The sequence below is a fragment of the Vagococcus sp. QWL-13 genome, assembly GCF_058683555.1.
In genome coordinates, this window is sequence record NZ_CM178746.1 from 1,189,414 (window position 1) to 1,209,715 (window position 20,302).

The window sequence follows — 20,302 nt, forward strand, 5'->3', positions numbered from 1 at the left end:
GTCATTTTATTTTTTATTATCATTTTTGTTCAGTCCGAAGGGGACACGATTTTCTGTTCCGTCTTTTATTCGCTGGATGTTGTCTTTGTGGCGGTAAAAAATGAATGCGGTAATGCAAAGTGCCAGCACAGACAGCAGCCAATCGAACTCCGGCAAAATATCCGGTGCAATGAAAGGAAGAATAAAGGTGGACAAAGTAATCAGGACGGCACTAATCATGCTGCTTAAACTAACCGTGCTGGTGATGAACAGAAATACGGCAAAAATGGCAGCCGAATAAACAAAAAATAATGGCGAATACCCCAACAGCATCCCGGCACTGGTGGCGACAGCTTTTCCTCCTTTGAATTTAGCAAAAACTGGAAATGTGTGTCCTAAAATCGCTGCAAGTCCCACCCATAATTTGGGCAAGTCTGAATGTAAAAGCAAAGGCAAACAGGTTGCCAAGGTTCCCTTTAAAATATCCATTATTAGAACGGTGATTCCCGCTGTCTTTCCTAACACGCGGAAAGTATTGGTGGTACCGGAGTTGCCGCTGCCGAACTTACGGATATCCTTTTGAAAAAATAGGCGGCCAATCCATACACCCGAGGGAATGGAACCAAGCAGGTAACCTATTACTAATATAATGATCGTTTTTATCATGACGAGCCTCTTTCTAGAATTTCTGAATTTATTCTATCATGAATCCTGACGGCAAACAATTGGAGATAATAGAGTTTTGTTTGCTGGCAAGATAATTTGCGACTGGCTGAGTGCAGGCAGAATCGCTTTTTTATCATTTTTATGATACGATAAGTCTGCTAAAAAATGCTTCTTTGACTTGTGATTGACTCTTTTTGAGACACAGGGAGTATTTTTTTCTTTAAATGCTTTCTAATCAAATCAGCCCCAGCGCCATCTTTTGAGTATCAGTCCGAACTTGATTGATGCGGGCAATAGTAATTTAAGATAAGAGATGATAAAATGGAATCCATCCAGCAAATGATGGCTTTGGCAGCAGTTTTACTTGTGCTAATTGTTAGTTTCGTTTCATTTTTTAAGTAAAAGAACTATCTGATGAGATGGAAGTTTTAGCGGAAAAATGTAGTCAGCTGGAAGGCATTGTCATAAGGACTGATAAAAAAATAAAGAGTGGCCGGTTAGAAGTGAGTGTGTCGCTGGATAACTGCTAAATTACTTTTCAATTTTGTCTGGCAGTTTACGCTAAAACATTCTGAGCGGCAGCTAGAGATACGTGAGTTATTCGAAATGAGGGTGTTTATGAATACAAGTTGGAATCGTTCATCTACCATTTTTGTAGATACTAAAGCAATAAAAGACAACATAAAAATAGTACAGGAAGGTATGCAATCACAAAATCAGCTGTTTGCAGTGGTGAAAGCGGACGGTTATGGTCATGGTGCCATTGAAGTTGCCAGGGCTGCACTGGAAGGCGGAGCCCAAGGTATTTGCGTTGCAACTATTGATGAAGCACTGGATTTGCGGAAAGCAGAAATCTCTGACCCTATTCTGGTTATGGGTTTGATTGAAGAAGAAAGTGTCCTCTTGGCCCAAGAGCATAATCTTTCTGTTACAGTAGCAAATAATCTTTGGTTAAAAAATATTTTACAGGAAGATAGGTTGGACAAAGACTTGCCGCCTTTAAAAATCCATTTAAAAGTTGATACGGGCATGGGCAGAATCGGTTATCAAACAGTCGAAGAATTTCTGCAAGGATTAAACATCATATCTAACACGCCTTCTTTTTATTTGGAAGGTATTTTTACACATTTTGCTACAGCTGATGAGGCAGACACTACCTACTTTGAGAAGCAGCAGGAAAAAATGGAAAAATTTTTGGCTGCGGTAGATGAGAAGCCGCCTTATGTTCATTGTGCCAACAGTGCCACAGCAATCTGGCATCCAGATTGTCCATCCGATATCATCCGCTTGGGCCTGGCAATGTATGGCGTCGATCCTTCAGGGGGGACTTTGCCTCTTCCCTATCAATTGGTACCGGCCTTATCACTAAAAAGCAAACTGATTTTTGTGAAAAAAGTTTTTCCGGGAGACTCTATCAGTTACGGGGCCTCTTATAAAGCAAAAAAAGAAGAATGGATTGGAACATTGCCTATCGGCTACGCTGATGGCTGGCACCGCCAGCTTCAAGGCTTTCACGTACTGGTAGACGGTCAAAAATGTGAGATCGTCGGACGGGTCTGCATGGATCAATGTATGATTCGTTTGCCGAAAAAATATGAAGTGGGAACCGAGGTAGTCTTAGTGGGGAAATCAGGCACAGAGGAAATTTCAGTTGTGGATATCGCAAACTATATTGGTACGATTCCCTATGAAGTTCTTTGTCAATTCAGCGGAAGATTAAGACGGGAGTATCAATAATTTTTTAATCGTTTAGAGCAATAGGCTGGAATTTTGTCCGCAAGTTTTAAATTGTCTTCAATCAAGCATACTTGTTGAGTTTTCCTTGAAATGTCTAGTATAATAGGAGATGTAAATAAGACAGAGGGAAGTGATCGGCATGAGCAGTTTACATTTGATAATCAATCTAGGCACGACAGCTTTAGTTGGCGTTGCCGTCTGCCACCTATTCAATCAATTGTTAAAAAACAGGGTCCCAGTCAGAATAAGAAGACGAGAAGATAATAACAGAAAATAATAATGTGATAATAAAGTCAGGCGTTGGCCGTCTGGCTTTTTATTTGCCTTAAAAAACGATTTGCTTTAGAATGAGACTATGTTTTTTAGCAATAAAAGACATTTTTTATTAGATTGACAGATAAATCAAGGGAGGAACACAATGAAAAAAGTAGATAATATTTTAGAGTTAATAGGCAGCACCCCTTTGGTCAAATTAAATAAATTAACAGGAGCTGACGATGCGGCTGTTTATTTGAAGTTAGAATTTTTTAATCCCGGAGGCAGTGTCAAAGACCGGATCGCCCTTGGGATGATCGAACAAGCTGAAAAGGACGGCTTGCTTCATCCCGGAGATACCATCGTAGAACCTACAAGTGGAAATACCGGAATCGGTATCGCAATGGTGGCAGCGGCAAAAGGCTATAAAGCAGTAATCATTATGCCAGACACGATGAGCGTGGAACGTCAAAAATTGATGAAGGCTTACGGGGCAGAATTGATTTTGACTCCTGGTGCTGAAGGCATGAAAGCTTCTATCGCAAAAGCACAAGAGTTGGCGAAGCAAGATGGCTTCTTTTTACCATTACAATTTGATAATCCAGCTAATCCAGCCAAGCATGAAGAGACAACCGGAGAAGAAATCCTAGCTGCTTTTGAAGGCGAAAAGATCGACGCCTTTGTAGCCGGTGTTGGGACGGGCGGAACAATCACAGGTGTCCATCGTGTCTTACATAAACATGATGCTGATACTAAATTTTATGCCGTAGAACCTGCTGAGTCAGAAATATTACGGGGAGGCGCCCATGCCCCTCATAAAATCCAAGGGATAGGCGCAGGCTTTGTTCCTAAAACATTGGAGATTTCTGCTTATGATGAGGTGATTCCGGTAGCTAGTGAAGAGGCTATCGCGACAGCTCGTGCAGCAGCACAAGAAGAAGGTATTCTTGTGGGGATTTCCGGCGGAGCTGCAGTTAAAGCAGCGATAGATGTGGCCAAAAAACTTGGTGCAGGGCATAATGTGGTTGCTGTAGTTCCAGACAATGGGGAGCGCTACCTGTCTACAACTTTATATGATTTTGATTAGAAGAGTATGCCTTGATGAATAATCAGGGCGCTCTTTTTTTATTTTCATGTATAATAAGACAGTAGAAATTTTTAAGGAGTTGTCTTATGAAGATAGAGCAGGGAATTTTACACATGCTGGATTTTGAAACAGGTGCATTAACTATCTCTCAAAGGGAGTTAGACTTGAAAGAACAAATTATCCACCAATATGCAGATAAATTATTGAGCAAGTTTTTGGACGGTGATATCAAAATCGGGGAGTTGGACCGGACAAATGAATTTGTCAAACAGCTGATGGACAAGGAAATTTCTTTCCTTGATAAAAGCCATGGGATCGCCCAAGTGTTTTTCGACTGTTTGAAGCAGGCGGAGGACGTGCCTAACGGTGATTTGCTGATTGTGCAAGGTATAGATGACGAGGAACAGTCTTTCTTGGGGATATTTAAGTTAAATTATAAACCGGCGCTGACACATTTTGTTGATTACATAGATAATCAGATGGTAAACAATATTATTGTGAATAAGACGATTTTGCCGAAGATGGGCCAAAGAGTGGATGAGGGGATTTTGATTTATCTTGAAACACTTGATTTCCATTCCATCGAAAAAAAATATAAAATAGAGGGGAAGAAAGTCAGTTATTTGACAGAACGGATTTTTGAAGTTCAGTCTTCCCCCTCAGCCGTGGAAAATATAAAAATCGTCAAAAAAGCTGTTCAGAAAGTGGCAGATAAATACAATGAGGAAAAATATGAAAGTTTTGCCAATGTGCAGCAAGCCATCTATGACAGCATTGAAGAAGAAGGAAAAATCGTTAACGAAAGAATTGCCGAAGCGGTTTTTGAAAATAATCACAGCGCCAAGCAGGAATATTTGGACTATGTGGAGAGAACAAATTTTCAAGAAGATGTGCCAACTAATGTCACTAAACTGGAAAAGAAATACAGCAAACAAAAGTTGAAACTGGCTAACGGGATCGAACTGACCGTCCCCATAGATTTATATTGGGACAAAGAAATCATTGAATTTATCAATAATCCAGACGGGACTATCTCAGTGATGATTAAAAATGTGGAAGAAATCATGAATAAATTCTAAAAAGAGAGACAAACTCTCAGTCGTGGACTTGCTTCTGCTGAATGGTTGATATTTCAGGAGCAATAGAAGTTATAAAAAATTATATGACATAAAGGAGCATTAACAAAATGAGTGAACATACTTTGGAATTGGTGCAGGGGAAAGACGGATTGGAGTTGCCGTTAGATTCGGGAAATTGGGTGATGTTGAAGGACTTTGGCTACTCGCCTGTGCAAAGCTTGGCGGCAGCTGCCGGTGCCTGTGGGGCTTATGTGTATCAGTCTGTCTTGTTTAATTCGAAAGTTCCGTATACCTTTGAAAAAGTTATCATCGACTATACGCGTGCTACGGAAAAACCAAGCAAACCGCTCGAAAAAATAGAAATGACATTTTATTTGTCCGTTGCACCGGAATTTCAGGATAAGGCCCTTCGTGCACTTAAGCTGGTCAAAAGAAACTGTCCTGTTATCCAATCTTTGGATCCCAAAATCCATGTGACAGAAACTGTCAGCTTTATTTAAATTGTCCGGTATGCCGGGTGGAGACTATTTGGATATCTAGTTGCTCTTAAATCGCAAACTATTATTTTTTAGTGAGGAATGGTATAATTAAATTGAAGTTTAAGAGTGTCGTTTCAGGTTTTTGGAGAATCTGATGTGTTATAAAATAGGAAGGGGAGAGCGTCATGGCTATAAATGACAAACGCTGGTCTATCGGAAAAAAAGATATCGATAGGGACAACAGGTTGATTAGCCGGGATCCGTTTAATGATACCCATCTACCCTCAGATGATAATGAAAAAAATGATTTCTCACGGGAAAATGTGTTTAGAAAAATTTTGTCCTCTGTCTTTGCATTCTTTTTGTTTAGTGTTTCGTTTTACATCGGCATGAAACTTCCGGATAATATCTCGCGCAGCCCATGGTTTTTAGCTTTTTCATTGATTCTCTGTTTTTTTGGCTATTTATTAGCAAATAAAGTGCTATTGAAAATAATCAAGCACTGAGAAATATAATCGGTTTTAAAAGAGTTTGAATAAATTAAAAAGATAAATATTAAGTGATGTTGCAATGCTTGAAGTTTGTTTTTAAGGGAAAATTTAGTCAGCTAAAATGATTGACGGGCAAAATGAAGAAAATATATTTGAAATTCATGTCCCAGCGAAATTGTTTTACGAGATGAATGTTGAAAAAATAAAAGAAATAATAGATAGAGAATTGGTCAATCAAGAGGAGACAGTTGAGAAGCTTTAAATGGTTATTTTTGTCAAGAGTAGATTAAAAGACTATTTCAACAGTCCAACTTGTTTTGATAAATGATAAAGTAAAAACCCGCTTCACTTACTGTGAGACGGGTTTTTTTTGTCATGAAAGAATAGAGATTCTGCTGGTTATTCAATGATTAAAAAATTGAGTTGAGGATAGTTGTTGATCCTTAAAGGGAAACGGCTATTGGCTAATCCCCGGCTGACGATTAGTTTTGCCTGTTGATTCTTTTCAGAATCATAGAGACCATCAGTGAGCTTAGGAAAAAATCCTTGATTGGGTGATAAGATACCTCCAATGCCCGGTATAATAATCTGTCCACCGTGGGCATGTCCGCTGAAAATATAGGTATTATATGGCTGGTTCTCTGGGAGCAGCTCAATGATATTTTCGAATAATTCCGGGTGATGGGACAATAATAAAAAGTGTTTTTTATTTTTTAATTTGTTCATCTCTGTTTCCGGAAAGGCAATTTGATATTCGCATAGGCCCCCCACCGCAATCGAATGGCCGTTGATTTCAAGTTCTTGGATTTGATTTTCTAACAAGAAGGCACCAGAATCATTGATCATTTGCCGCCACTCATCATATTGGCCGCTTGTGGTTTCGTGGTTTCCCGCAACGATAAATACAGGTGCGATTTCCATGAGTTTTGGCAGTAAAAGTTTTAGTTTTGTTTGTTCAACAGATTCGGTACGATCAATCGTATCGCCTGTTAAAAAAATCAAGTCAGGCGTTCTTTCCCTCAACTCGCTGATTAGTGTTTCTTCATTAATCCTTAGCCGCGGGTATTGCAAATCTGATAACTGGGCTATTTTGAGAGATGATGCTTCTAATGAAGCGACTTTATATTCGGCAACGGAAAGAACTCGATTCTCTCTGATTCCTTCCAGAACAAAAACAATAAAAAAAATGAAAGTGATTTGAATAAAATAACTCATGGTTAACTTTGCTTCCTTTCCATGCTGGTGAATCTATCATAGCAAGCGGAAGTGCAAGAACCAATAGCTGAACAGAACATTTAGAAAAAAATTAACCAAATCAAAAGTAATTTTTTTGAAAAAGGGACTAAAAACACAGTGGGAAAGGATTTGTTGAAAGCTCCATGAAAATATGTTATAATGCTTCTAGATTGATACCGGAGGAAAGAGTGAGCGTGCGGAACGCTCACTCTTTTTGATGGATAGACAGATTCCCATGAAGGAGGCGAAATTAATTGAGTAGTGTTGTGGAAACTGTTAGTGAAGTTGTGACCCCTATTCTAGATCAATTAAAGTTTGAACTTGTAGACATTGAGTTTGTAAAAGAAGGTAGAAACTGGTTCCTGCGCGTTTATATTGATAAGCCAAATGGTATAGATATCGAAGAATGTGCCATCGTTAGCGAACAGTTGAGCGAAAGAATGGATGCATTAAATCCAGATCCTATTCCACAAGCATATTTTTTAGAAGTCTCCTCTCCTGGTGTTGAAAGACCGTTGAAAAAAGAAGAAGACTTTCAAAAAGCTTTGGATGAATACATCCATATCTCTCTTTATGTCGCAGTTGAAGGTGAAAAGCAATTTGAAGGGTTTTTAACAAAATTAACTGCGGATGAATTGACGTTGCTAGTAACAATTAAAACGATGAAAAAAGAATTGACATTCCAAAGAAGTAATATTGCCAAGGCGAGACTGGCGATTCAATTTTAAGAAAACGTAATGGAGGATAGTAAAAGTCATGAGTAAAGAAATGTTAAATGCTCTTGAAGCATTGGAAGTAGAAAAAGGCATTTCAAAAGAAATTGTGATCGATGCACTTGAAGCAGCATTGGTTTCTGCGTATAAAAGACATTATGGTCAAGCACAAAATGTACAAGTAGAATTTGATGAGAAAAAAGGAAATATCCATGTGTTTGCAGTCAAAGAAGTGACAGACGTGGTAATGGATTCACAATTGGAAGTCTCTTTGGAAGAAGCTTTGAAGATTAACCCGGCGTATGAAATCGGGGATAAAATCAACTTTGAAGTGACACCGAAGGACTTTGGCCGAATTGCTGCACAGACAGCAAAACAAGTTATTTTACAAAGAGTTCGTGAGGCAGAACGTTCGATTATTTACGAAGAATTCAGCGCCTATGAAAATGAAATCATGCAAGGGATTGTGGAACGTCAGGATCACCGCTATATTTATGTCAATCTTGGCAAAATAGAAGCAGTTTTGTCCCGGCAAGATCAAATCCCTAATGAAATTTATCAACCTCACGACCGCATCAAGGTTTATGTGTCCAAGGTAGAAAACACATCGAAAGGGCCTCAAGTTTTTGTCAGCCGCAGCCATCCGGATTTGTTGAAACGATTGTTTGAACAAGAAGTGCCGGAAGTTTATGACGGTGTGGTGGAAATCGTCAACGTGGCCCGCGAAGCAGGAGACCGTTCTAAAGTTTCAGTCCGGTCTGAAGATCCAAACGTCGACCCTGTGGGGACATGTGTGGGACCAAGGGGACAAAGAGTGCAGGCAATCGTCAATGAATTGAGAGGCGAGAACATGGATATTGTCGAATGGGACGAAGACCCGGCAGTCTATATCGCCAATGCATTAAACCCGGCACAAGTTTTGGAAGTTAATTTCTCTGATGACAACAACAGTCGTTCTTGTACGGTGGTCGTACCTGATTATCAGCTGTCATTAGCGATTGGCAAGCGGGGACAAAATGCAAGGTTAGCAGCAAAACTAACTAATTTTAAAATCGATATCAAGTCTGAAACTGATATGGAAGCCTTACGAGAACAATGGGCGGCAGAAGAAGACGTTCAGTCAGAAGAATTTGCTGAAGAGCTGGAAGATTTTTCAGATGTTGATGATGAAGAGTTCGTGGAAACAGACGAAATGATTGGAGCTTCTGATGATGCAGGAGACGATGTAATCGAAGAAGATGATACAGTTGATGAGAGCTTTTTGGAGGAAGAGTAAGAACGGAGGCAAAAATAGATGAAACAGCGTAAAGTTCCTTTAAGAAAATGTGTGGTTTCGGGAGAAATGAAAAACAAAAAAGAAATGATACGCATTGTCCGCTCAAAAGAAGGAGAAGTATCCCTTGATCCTTCCGGAAAAATGCCGGGCCGTGGCGCTTACGTTTCTATTGAGCCTGAAGTGGCCAAGAAGGCACGTGACGAAGATATCCTTTCTCGGGTTTTAAATGTAAAAATATCAGATGACTTTTATCAAGAGTTGATAGATTACGTGACCCATCAAAAAGCAAGACAGGAATTGTTTGGAAAATGAATAATCGCGAAAAAGCGTTAAACTTACTAGGTATGGCCATGAGAGCAGGAAAAATCGTTTCCGGCGAAGGACTTGTGTTACAAGATGTCCGGAGTCGAAAGGTTGAACTTGTACTGCTGGCAGAAGATGCTAGTGCCAATACCCAAAAAAAACTCACAGATAAGTGTTCTCATTATCAAATTCCTTGTTATTCACTATTCACTCAAACAGAAATCAGTCAAGCGATTGGCAGAAAACGAATGGTTTGTGGGGTGAAAGACAAAGGATTTGCTGAGAAATTAAAGGAGTTAATATCAAGTTAGGAAGGTGATTGCATGGGAAAAAAAAGAATTTATGAATTAGCCAAAGAAATCAATCAATCAAGTAAGGCGGTTATTGACAAAGCTAAAACCCTTGGGATTGATGTGAAAAATCATATGGCAACTGTTGACGGCTCTCAAGCCGAAAAGATTAGTCATGCTTTTAAACCAAGAGCAGCTAGTCAAAAACAACAACCAGCGCAGTCCAAACAACCCTCAACACAAAAAAATCAACAAAAGAATCAAGATAATCAACCTAGAGGGAGCCAAAGTCATCAGCAAAACCGCTCCCAACAAACAAGCAAGAGACCAACGCACCAAGCTAGTCGTTCGCAAGCAGGTCATAAACCGGTGACAGGGCAGAGACAGCCACAATCCGGTAAAGAGACGCGGACTAACCAACAAAGACAAAATAATCCGCAGCAATCTACTGGCGGCAAGAAAGAGCAAACGACTTATATGAATAATAATCAGTCAAAAAATAGTACACAAAACAAAAATCAGCAACGTCCGACTCAGAAAAAACCATTTTCTAAGCAAGGCGGCCAGCAGAGTAACAGACCGCAGCAAGGGAATAAACCGCAACAAGGGAATAAACCACAACAAGGAAATAAACCACAGGGCAACAAACCCCAAGGTCAAAATAAAGGCGGCCAGCAGCAAGCTAGGACACAGGGGCAGGCGAAGCAGCAGCAAGGAAACAAACAACAGGGTGCTCAGCAGGGCACTCAAGGCGGCAACCGTTCAAAGAATTTCCGTGGAGATAATCGTCAGCAAGGCAATTATCAGAACCGAAACAAATTTAACAAACGAGGAAGAAAAGGGAAACAAAACAGACAGCAGTCAACGAAGCCAGCGGTGCCAGCACGTAAGTTCAGAGAGCTGCCTGAGGTTTTAGTTTACACAGAAGGTATGAATGTGGCTGAAATTTCAAAGAAAATCTACCGTGAGCCGGCAGAAATCATCAAGAAATTGTTCATGCTTGGCGTGGTAGTAAACCAAAATCAGGCATTGGATAAAGATACGATTGAAATTCTAGCTGCTGACTATGGCATTGAAGCAGAAGAAAAAGTTCAAGTTGATGTTGCAGACATCGATAAGTTTTTCGAGCCAGAGGCAATAAATAAAGAAAACTTAGTTACTCGTCCTCCTGTTGTGACAATCATGGGGCACGTTGACCATGGGAAAACGACATTGCTAGATACTCTTCGTCATACAAAAGTATCCTTAGGGGAAGCAGGCGGTATCACTCAGCATATCGGTGCTTACCAGATTGAAATCGAAGGCAAACCGATTACTTTCCTTGACACACCTGGACACGCAGCCTTTACCAGTATGCGTGCGCGGGGAGCGAGCATTACCGACGTTACAATCTTGGTAGTTGCAGCAGACGACGGTGTGATGCCGCAAACTATTGAAGCCATCAACCACGCCAAAGCGGCAGATGTACCTATTATTGTGGCGGTCAATAAAATCGACAAACCGTCTGCCAATCCTGATCGTGTCATGCAGGAATTGAGTGAACATGGTTTGATTCCGGAAGATTGGGGCGGCGATACGATTTTCGTACCGATTTCAGCTAAGTTCGGTAAACACATCGACGATTTACTGGAAATGATTTTACTTGTTTCTGAAGTTCAGGAATTAAAAGCTGATCCAACGCAACGAGCTATCGGAACAGTAATCGAAGCCCGCCTGGATAAAGGAAAGGGTGCAGTGGCTACTTTGCTGGTTCAACAAGGGACCTTGCGAGTTGGAGACCCGATTGTTGTCGGGAATACTTTCGGCCGTGTCCGTGTGATGACCAATGATGTAGGCCGTCGCGAAAAATCTGCCGGACCATCTTCACCAGTTGAAATCACTGGTTTGAACGATGTGCCCCAAGCTGGTGATCATTTCGTTACTTTTGAAGATGAAAAAACAGCACGGGCGGCAGGTGAAGAACGTGCTAAACGTGCACTGTTGGAACACCGTCATGCTAATACCTTGGTTACTTTGGATAACTTGTTTGAAAGTTTGAAAGAGGGAGAACTGAAAGAAGTCAATGTTATTATTAAAGCTGACGTTCAAGGTTCCGCAGAAGCATTGGCAGCCAGCTTGAAGAAAATCGATGTGGAAGGCGTTCGAGTGAAAATCGTCCACTCTGCCGTGGGAGCTATTAACGAAAGTGATATTACACTTGCAACAGCAAGTAATGCGATCATCATCGGTTTCAACGTTCGTGCCACACCTCAGGCAAAAGTTCAGGCAGAAAGCGATACTGTGGATATTCGTTTACATCGAGTCATCTACCGCGCCATCGAAGAAATAGAAACAGCGATGAAAGGGATGCTTGATCCTGAGTACCGAGAAAAAATCACCGGTCAAATGGTGGTTCGTGAAACATATAAAGTGTCCAAAGTGGGAACGATTGCTGGTTGTTATGTAACCGATGGACATATTGAACGGGATAGCGGTGTTCGTGTGATTCGCGATGGTATCGTCATTTTCGAAGGCAAACTTGCTAGTCTGAAACGTTTTAAAGACGATGTGAAAGAAGTGAAGACTGGCTACGAGTGCGGTGCCATGATTGAAAACTACAATGACGTCAGAGTAGATGATGTGATTGAAGGCTTTATTATGGAAGAAATAAAAATCGTTTAAGCTCTGATTTATCCGAAAAAAATATTACTTTTAACAAAATAATCTTTAGTACAACGGGTATCAGGCTGACAAGTAAGAGGAGAAAACAATGACAAAATATCGTGCACGCAGGGTAGCGCAAGAAATCCAAAAGGAAATCAACGATATTCTGCAAAAAAAAGTTCGTGACCCTCGAGTAGAGGGAGTAACGATCACAGAAGTATCTGTTACAGGAGATTTGCAAGAAGCAACGATCTACTACAGTACCTTGTCTGATGATGCAGAGGCTGTCAAAGAAGTTCAAGCCGGATTTGATAAGGCTAAAGGTTTGATCCGCAAAGAGTTGGGCTCACGTTTGCAGATTTACAGAACACCGGAATTGTTCTTCAAGCGGGACGAATCTGTTGCTTACGGTAGTCGGATAGACGAATTAATCCGTGAAATGAACAAAAGAGATTAACATTAAAAATCCTGAGGAATTCTCCAAGAAGATGTTCTTCGGGATTTTTTTTGAAGAAAAACAACAGATGATAAAGTGTCATTGTATTATCATATTTTTAGCAGAGAAATTTTTAAAACCAATCAGATTTCTCCTCTGCTGTCAGATTTTTTTAGCTAGGAAACAATCTTTCGTCAGCATATCAGCTGTATGAAAATACTTTAAAACCTCCGGAAATATTGCTATAATTAAACATGCTGATTGAAAAGAAAGTAGGAATTTTTTAAATGGAGATAGAAAAATTAAGAGAGAGGCAGAGCAAGATTCGGAATTTTTCGATTATTGCTCATATCGACCATGGGAAATCAACGTTGGCTGACCGGATCCTTCAGCAAACTGAAACAGTGTCTTCCCGTGAAATGCAGGATCAATTATTAGATTCCATGGACTTGGAAAGAGAGCGTGGCATCACTATAAAGTTAAATACAGTGGAACTTACTTATAAAGCAAAAGACGGTGAGGAATACATTTTCCATTTGATCGACACGCCTGGTCACGTAGACTTTACCTATGAAGTTTCAAGGAGCTTAGCGGCTTGTGAAGGAGCAATACTGGTGGTGGATGCTGCCCAAGGTATCGAAGCACAGACATTAGCCAATGTCTATTTAGCCGTTGACAATGATTTGGAAATCCTTCCTGTTATCAATAAAATAGATTTGCCGGCAGCAGACCCGGAAAAAGTTCGCCAAGAAATCGAAGATGTTGTAGGGATTGATGCCAGCGAAGCCGTCCTTGCTAGCGCAAAAGCCGGCATAGGTATTGAAGAAATTTTAGAACAAATCGTAGAAAAAGTTCCGGCACCTGATGGGGATTTAGATGCACCTTTGAAAGCTTTGATTTTCGATTCCGTTTACGACAGTTACCGAGGTGTGGTTCTAAATATTCGGGTTATTGATGGTATGGTGAAACCTGGCGATGAAATTATGTTGATGCAAAATGGCAAGAAGTTTGAAGTGACAGAAGTAGGGATTTTCTCGCCGAAACCTGTGTCACGTGATGTATTATCCGTGGGAGATGTAGGTTATATCACTGCCAGCATCAAAACGGTTCAAGACACACAAGTGGGGGATACTGTCACTTTAGCTGACAATCCTGCCAGCGAACCATTAGCAGGTTATCGGAAGCTGAATCCGATGGTTTTTTGCGGATTATATCCAATCGACACTTCAAAATATAATGATTTGCGTGAAGCTCTTGAAAAATTACAGCTGAATGATTCGGCTCTGGATTTTGAACCGGAAACATCTCAGGCTTTAGGCTTCGGTTTCCGCTGCGGCTTTTTAGGTTTGCTGCATATGGATGTGATTCAGGAACGTTTGGAACGTGAATTCAACCTTGATTTGATTACGACCGCCCCATCAGTTATCTATCATGTTGTTAAAACAGATGGAGAAAGAATTGTGGTGGATAATCCGGCAGACTTCCCCGAACAAGGAGTTATCGATTACGTGGAAGAACCTTATGTAAAAGCTTCTATCATGGTGCCTAATGACTACGTGGGTGCAGTGATGGAGCTATCCCAACGCAAACGGGGGGATTTTGTTACGATGGATTATTTGGATGCTTACCGGGTAAACGTCGTGTATGAGCTGCCTCTGTCAGAAATCGTTTTTGACTTCTTTGACAGGCTGAAGTCTCATACAAAAGGTTATGCATCATTGGATTATGAGATTATTGGCTACAAGACGAGCAAATTAGTGAAAATGGAAATATTGCTGAATGGGGAAAAAGTAGATGCATTGAGCTTTATCGTTCATAAAGAATTTGCCTATGACCGAGGCAAAGCTATTGTTGAAAAGCTGAAAGCACTGATTCCGCGCCAACAATTTGAAGTGCCGGTACAAGCCGCTATCGGACAGAAAATAGTATCACGTTCCAATATCAAAGCGTTGCGCAAAAATGTCTTGGCTAAATGTTACGGTGGAGATGTTTCCCGTAAACGTAAGCTGTTAGAAAAGCAAAAAGAAGGTAAGAAACGAATGAAATCCATCGGTTCAGTCGAAGTTCCGCAAGAAGCCTTCATGGCTGTTCTTAAGATGGATGAGGATACACCAAAGAAATAAGATTTTAAAATTGAATCCGGCTCTTTGCCAAATAGGGCTGATGACGATTAAATCAAAAGATGTTGGTTAGGAAGCGAATGTCCTGACCAACATCTTTTTTTCGTTTTAATTAAGAGGTTGAAAATCTTTTTTATGATAAGAAAATCTCATTAATCCTTCCTTACCCCAATTAAGATATTGAGATGTAGTAAAATTAATAAGAGCAGCAAAATAGAGCCGGTTGATAAGATTGTTTATGTTAATTACCTGATATTTTTTAGAAAAAGCGTTATTTTTATCTTCTAAATTGAATGAAGTTCGGTTACAATGATGATAAAATATTAAGAATCTTTTTTATAAATGGATACCAGTTAGCTTTATCATACATGTCATTTAATTTACTTTAAGGGTGAAGAAATGATATGATACAAAAATAAAGACGTTTTCATCCGTCATTTGGTAAAAGATGAAATAAGAAATAAGAGCAGACTATAAAATTATGGACTAAAAGAGTGTGAAGTTATGAGAGAGTTATTAAATGAAAAAGAGAACCGTCGTTTAGAACTAATCGAAATGATTTATCTTAACCCTGGGATACGTTTAAAAACTTTATCCGAAAAACTTTATTTAACTGTCATGCAGCTTCAAGTCGATATCGGTTTCCTAAATCAGATGATTTCACCATTGTTTATCGAAGTTACCGGGGACAAACGATGCTATTTACAAATCCCGCAAGAAAAATCAATGAAAATAATTTATCAAACTTTTTTAAAAGAAAGCCTGACGTTTAAGTTGCTGGAGACAGTTTTTTTCAATGAACATGACAGTTATGAAAAATTAGCTAAGGAATTGTATATTTCTCAAGCAACGTTAAAGCGGACGATTTCTTTTATTAATCTCTGTTTGGCTCCTTATCAAATTAAAATCAAAAGCAGACCTGTCCAGATGGTAGGGGATGAAAATAACATTCGTGCCTTTTACATCTTTTATTTCCAGGAACGCTATCCAAATGACGAGTATCCATTTGACAAAATAATCACAGACTTTAGTCTAGAGTTGATTGATGTTTTCATGGAGAAGTTTCCGCGGGGACAATATAATTATCCAAGTCACATGCGGATGAAACGTTATCTGATGGTGGCATTGATTCGTGAAAAGCAACACCATGTTCCTACTCAAATGGTCGAGTTGACCAAAGACTTGCGGGAACTGGTTCAGTCAGAATCAAGCCATTATCAAAACAAAAATAATTTCGAATATTATTTCAAAATAGAGTTAACCGTTGATGTTTATCAGAGACTGTTTCGTTATTTTTTAAATGACTGGTATGCGTTATCTAACCGTGATTTCAAGGAGAGGGTTGGGAAATCTAAAGGAAATCGTGAAATTTTTGAAGGAATCATCAACATCATAGAAACATTGAGTGATGATTTCTCTATTCCTGTCACACATTTGGAAAAATTAGCTCTAAATATCTATAATGTCATTTCTATTGCGAAAGAAATCAGCATTACACCTTATATTATTTTCCCCAATCGGAAAACATTCCTGCTCTTAAGTCACCATCTAAAAGAAACAGTCCAGTTACGAGTGAAATCTTTGTTTCAAGAACATTTGCCAATGGTTGCTGCTAGTAATGAGGCTTATTTTTACGAGTTTTTTTATTTATTAGTGACACATTGGCAAGAGTTTTATCATTACTTGATAGAGACGACGCCCCCATGCCGAATTGGACTTTTCTTCAACAGTGACGTGGAACATATGCACTATATGTCTGAACACCTTAACTTTTTGTTTGGAAAAAAAGCTAAAATCACCAGTCTTGATCTGCAAGCTATAGAAGAGCTGCCCAAAGCCGCTGCTGATTACGACCTTGTCTTGATTAATTTTATTTTGCCGGAAAATATAAAATTGGCTCCTCCTTATATCAGTGTCATCGATGTTTTAGGAATTGATGAATTGACTCAGATAGAAGCATTAGTGAACCAACAGTATTATCATAATATGAGTTATTTTTTAAGAAACGCTTAGGCGTTTCTTTTTTAGCTCAAAAAACATTTTTAAAAGGTAGAAACTGACCCGCTGAGCTCCCTGTTCCTTGATAAGATAAAGTTATATTTTATAGTTTGAAAGGAGATTGTTTAATATGAGTAATAAGCAGTTGGCTGAAGATATTGTGAGTCTTGTCGGTGGTGCTGATAACGTTCAGTCGGTCGTACATTGTGCCACTAGATTGCGTTTCAAGTTGAAAAATGATGAACAGGCACAAACGGAGAAATTAAAAAATCATTCTGAGATCATCCAAGTCGTCGAAAGTGGAGGTCAATATCAAGTGGTGATTGGCAGCCACGTCAGTGACGTTTATGCAGAACTGATAAATCTGGACGGGATGCAAGTGATGTCTGAGGAAACGGATTCGACTGAAAAAGAGACTGGAAAGAAAAAAATTGTCAGTCGGGCAATCGATATTATTTCTTCAATTTTTACCCCTATTTTAGGAGTGATTGCCGGAGCCGGTGTCCTTAAAGGGCTGATGAATCTAGGTGTTTTTCTAGGATGGCTGTCCATGGATTCTGGCACCTATCAACTATTGTACACAGCGGCTAATGGTATTTTCTATTTTATGCCCATGGCTTTAGCGGTGACTGCTGCCCGTAAATTCAAAACAAACGAATTTTTGGCACTGGCACTTGCAATGTCATTGATGTCAGTGGAGTTCTTGAATTTTGCAGCGGGCGTTGCAGAGGCTGGGGGCAGTTTAACTTTTCTAGGTATTCCTGTCATCTTCTCAGCAGCCATCGGAGGGTACTCTTCAACAGTCATCCCTATTATTATTGCTGTCTGGATTCAAAGCTATGTGGAAAAGTTTGCCCGTCGTATTGTACCGAATTTTCTACGGATTTTTGGAGTGACCTTAATCACCCTATTAGTCATGGTGCCGCTGACTTATATTGTTATTGGCCCGCTGGGACTAGTTTTCGGTCAACTGGTCGGAGCAGGTTATCAAGCAATTTATGGTTTCAGTTCGGTATTAGCCGGTGCAATTTTAGGAGGTTTCTGGCAAGTACTGGTGATTTTCGGGATGCATTGGGGCTTAGTTCCAATCGCTTTGAACAATTTAGCGACAACTGGTATGGATACGATGATTCCTATGTCGCTGGCAGGTGTTTTAGCACAAGCTGGTGCAGCATTTGGTGTTTTCTTGAAAACCAAAAACATAAAGATGAAGGGATTAGCAGGTTCCGCGACGTTGACCGCTTTGTTCGGGATTACAGAACCAACTGTTTACGGGGTCACCTTGCCGCTTAAAAGACCTTTTGTTTTCGGATGTATCGGTGGAGCGATTGGTGGAGCAATCACCGCATTTAACGGTGTCATTTCTTACGCTTTCGGACAAAGTATTTTGACTTTCCCTAATTTTATTGGCCCAGATAATGACACTTCAAAAGTTATCGCTTCAATCATCGCTTGTACGATTGGTTTTGTTTTTGCAATGACAATGACTTATTTCTTTGGAAGAGTAAACGCTGAAGAACAAGAAGTTGAAAATCTTACTGATGAAAAATCAGAGACAACTTTGGAAGAAGATGTGGTGAGTCCATTGGCAGGTAAAATGATTCCTTTAGCTCAAGTTCAAGACCCAGTTTTTGCCTCTGAAGCCATGGGGTTAGGAGTTGCGATTGAACCAGTTGAAGGTAAATTATATGCCCCTGTGGATGGAGAAATCGTGTTACTGTTTCCTACGGGGCATGCAGTGGGCATGAAAACGGCGAGTGGTGTTGAGTTGTTGCTGCACATCGGTATGGACACTGTTGATTTGAATGGTAACGGGTTCGTTCCTAAAATTGCACAAGGGGACAAAGTAGTCAAGGGACAGCTATTAATCGATTTCGATATTGATTTGATTGAAAGAGAAGGTAAATCGATTATCACGCCAATTGTCATCACTAACAGCAAAGATTTTGTTAATATTTCCGCAACTGAAAGTGCACATTTAGACGTTGGTGATCGGCTATTGACAATTGAAAAATAGAAGGAGGTACTATTTTGAAATTTCCTGAAAACTTTTTATGGGGCGGAGCAACATCAGCAAGCCAATGTGAAGGTGCCTATCTGGCAGACGGCAAAGGACTTTCGACTGCAGATGCACTGCCTGGTGGAAAGACACGCTTTCAAACGATTTTTAGTCCAGACTTTGACTGGGATATAGATGAAACAAAGTATTATTATCCTGCGCATTCAGGGATTGATCATTACTCCCGTTATCAAGAGGATATTGCGTTATTTGCTGAGATGGGCTTTAAGTGTTATCGGTTTTCTATTGCCTGGACAAGAATTTTTCCTAAAGGTATTGAAACTGAGCCTAACGAAGCGGGACTTGCTCATTACGAAAAAGTGATTGATACTTGTCTGAAATATAATATCGAGCCAGTTATTACGATTTCTCATTATGAAATGCCGTTATATCTAGCCAAGGAATTTGGAGGCTGGCAGGACCGGAGCTTGATAGACTATTTTGTGAGATATGCTAAAGTTCTCCTTGAACGTTATGGCAGTAAAGTAAAGTATTGGATGACTTTTAATGAAATCAATGGTGCCCTTCATTTTCCTGCTCTCAGTTTAGGAATGATTCCTAAGACTGGGTCCAATGATAAACAACTTGTCTTTCAAGCACTCCATCACCAATTTGTAGCGTCAAGCTTAGTAGTAAAATTAGCCCATGAGATAAATCCTGCTCTTAAAATCGGTATGATGACAATTTATGCTACCGGATATGGTTATGATTGCCATCCAGCTAATCAGGTGGCAAATATGGAGAAAAATCAGGAAATCAACGGATTTTGCTGTGAAGTTCAAGCTGGCGGAAGCTATCCTTCCTATACACAACGGATTTTAAAGAAATATGGGGTCAAACCATTAAAAATGGCTGATGACGATTTGGCTCTTATAAAAAAATATCCAGTAGATTATATTGGTTTGAGTTACTACATGTCAACAACCATTGATGTAGTTGATCCAGAGAGGGCAAAAGTTGCTGGCAATTTGACAGGCGGGGCTAAAAACCCTTATTTAAAAACCAGTGATTGGGGTTGGCAAACAGATCCCGCTGGTTTGAGAATCGGCTTGAATGAACTGTATCAACGTTACCACAAACCTTTGTTTATCGTAGAAAACGGCTTGGGTGCAGTCGATGTTTTGACAGAAGATAAAAAAATCCATGACAGTTACCGCATTGATTATTTGAGAGAACACATTATTGAAATGGGGAAAGCACTAGAAGACGGTGTGGAACTGATGGGCTATACTCCGTGGGGTTGTATAGATTTGGTCAGTATATCAACAGGTGAAATGTCTAAACGTTACGGGTTTATTTATGTCGATAAAGATGACGAAGGTCAGGGAACATTGAATAGATATAAAAAAGATTCATTTTATTGGTATCAAAAAGTCATTGGCAGCAATGGCAATGAAATAGACAATGATTGATAAACGCTCGTTGTGAAGAAATCTAGTATCATGTCAGCAGATA

General features: G+C 39.8%; 17 protein-coding genes. 15 read left to right on the forward strand and 2 right to left on the reverse strand.

Features of this window, described 5'->3' with window-relative positions; genetic code table 11:
- Positions 1–6: 6 nt before the first annotated feature.
- A complete protein-coding gene (gene plsY / locus AC4PHI_RS05525; RefSeq protein ID WP_492201541.1) occupies positions 7–642 on the reverse strand; it encodes a glycerol-3-phosphate 1-O-acyltransferase PlsY in 636 nt (211 codons plus the stop codon).
- A gap of 621 nt (positions 643–1,263) precedes the next feature.
- Here plsY and alr point away from each other — a divergent pair.
- The 5 genes from alr to AC4PHI_RS05550 all read left to right on the forward strand — a co-directional run bounded on the left by alr (position 1,264) and on the right by AC4PHI_RS05550 (position 5,788).
- Positions 1,264–2,382, forward strand: coding sequence for an alanine racemase (alr, locus tag AC4PHI_RS05530; protein ID WP_492201312.1), 1,119 nt, complete (start codon positions 1,264–1,266; stop codon positions 2,380–2,382).
- Between the two features lie 418 nt (positions 2,383–2,800).
- On the forward strand, positions 2,801–3,724 hold the full coding sequence (gene cysK, locus AC4PHI_RS05535) for a cysteine synthase A (RefSeq protein WP_492201313.1): 924 nt from the start codon (positions 2,801–2,803) through the stop codon (positions 3,722–3,724).
- Positions 3,725–3,810: 86 nt separating this feature from the next.
- Entirely contained in the window at positions 3,811–4,803 is a 993-nt protein-coding gene (locus AC4PHI_RS05540; RefSeq protein WP_492201314.1) for a nucleoid-associated protein, read from the forward strand.
- A 107-nt stretch (positions 4,804–4,910) separates the two neighbouring features.
- Complete coding sequence (locus AC4PHI_RS05545) at positions 4,911–5,303, forward strand: OsmC family protein (RefSeq protein WP_492201315.1); 393 nt, start codon at positions 4,911–4,913, stop codon at positions 5,301–5,303.
- Positions 5,304–5,467: 164 nt separating this feature from the next.
- Positions 5,468–5,788: a hypothetical protein gene (locus AC4PHI_RS05550; protein WP_492201316.1), complete on the forward strand. Its 321-nt coding sequence runs from the start codon at positions 5,468–5,470 to the stop codon at positions 5,786–5,788.
- A gap of 384 nt (positions 5,789–6,172) precedes the next feature.
- On the opposite strand, the gene AC4PHI_RS05555 is transcribed toward AC4PHI_RS05550, so the two are convergent.
- On the reverse strand, positions 6,173–6,988 hold the full coding sequence (locus tag AC4PHI_RS05555; protein ID WP_492201317.1) for a metallophosphoesterase: 816 nt from the start codon (positions 6,986–6,988) through the stop codon (positions 6,173–6,175).
- A gap of 275 nt (positions 6,989–7,263) precedes the next feature.
- On the opposite strand from AC4PHI_RS05555, the gene rimP reads away from it, so the two are divergent.
- The 10 genes from rimP (at position 7,264) to AC4PHI_RS05605 (ending at position 20,259) form a co-directional block, all read left to right on the forward strand.
- Positions 7,264–7,737: a ribosome maturation factor RimP gene (rimP, locus tag AC4PHI_RS05560; RefSeq protein WP_492201318.1), complete on the forward strand. Its 474-nt coding sequence runs from the start codon at positions 7,264–7,266 to the stop codon at positions 7,735–7,737.
- A 28-nt stretch (positions 7,738–7,765) separates the two neighbouring features.
- Entirely contained in the window at positions 7,766–8,998 is a 1,233-nt protein-coding gene (gene nusA / locus AC4PHI_RS05565) for a transcription termination factor NusA (protein WP_492201319.1), read from the forward strand.
- 18 nt (positions 8,999–9,016) lie between these two features.
- Positions 9,017–9,310 (forward strand): RNase P modulator RnpM, encoded by a 294-nt coding sequence (rnpM, locus tag AC4PHI_RS05570; protein ID WP_492201320.1) that lies wholly within the window; start codon positions 9,017–9,019, stop codon positions 9,308–9,310.
- A complete protein-coding gene (locus AC4PHI_RS05575) occupies positions 9,307–9,612 on the forward strand; it encodes a YlxQ-related RNA-binding protein (RefSeq protein WP_492201321.1) in 306 nt (101 codons plus the stop codon). The genes rnpM and AC4PHI_RS05575 overlap by 4 nt, the downstream gene beginning before the upstream one ends.
- Before the next feature lie 12 nt (positions 9,613–9,624).
- Positions 9,625–12,252, forward strand: coding sequence for a translation initiation factor IF-2 (gene infB, locus AC4PHI_RS05580; RefSeq protein WP_492201322.1), 2,628 nt, complete (start codon positions 9,625–9,627; stop codon positions 12,250–12,252).
- An 88-nt stretch (positions 12,253–12,340) separates the two neighbouring features.
- Positions 12,341–12,691, forward strand: coding sequence for a 30S ribosome-binding factor RbfA (rbfA, locus tag AC4PHI_RS05585; RefSeq protein WP_492201323.1), 351 nt, complete (start codon positions 12,341–12,343; stop codon positions 12,689–12,691).
- A 266-nt stretch (positions 12,692–12,957) separates the two neighbouring features.
- Positions 12,958–14,793 (forward strand): translation elongation factor 4, encoded by a 1,836-nt coding sequence (gene lepA, locus AC4PHI_RS05590; RefSeq protein WP_492201324.1) that lies wholly within the window; start codon positions 12,958–12,960, stop codon positions 14,791–14,793.
- Between the two features lie 501 nt (positions 14,794–15,294).
- Positions 15,295–16,803, forward strand: a complete 1,509-nt coding sequence (locus tag AC4PHI_RS05595) for a helix-turn-helix domain-containing protein (RefSeq protein WP_492201325.1) — start codon at positions 15,295–15,297, stop codon at positions 16,801–16,803.
- Between the two features lie 115 nt (positions 16,804–16,918).
- Positions 16,919–18,805 carry a beta-glucoside-specific PTS transporter subunit IIABC gene (locus AC4PHI_RS05600; RefSeq protein WP_492201326.1) on the forward strand — a complete coding sequence of 629 codons (1,887 nt, stop codon included), beginning with the start codon at positions 16,919–16,921 and terminating at the stop codon, positions 18,803–18,805.
- Positions 18,806–18,816: 11 nt separating this feature from the next.
- Positions 18,817–20,259 (forward strand): glycoside hydrolase family 1 protein, encoded by a 1,443-nt coding sequence (locus AC4PHI_RS05605; RefSeq protein ID WP_492201542.1) that lies wholly within the window; start codon positions 18,817–18,819, stop codon positions 20,257–20,259.
- The last annotated feature ends 43 nt before the right edge of the window (positions 20,260–20,302 follow it).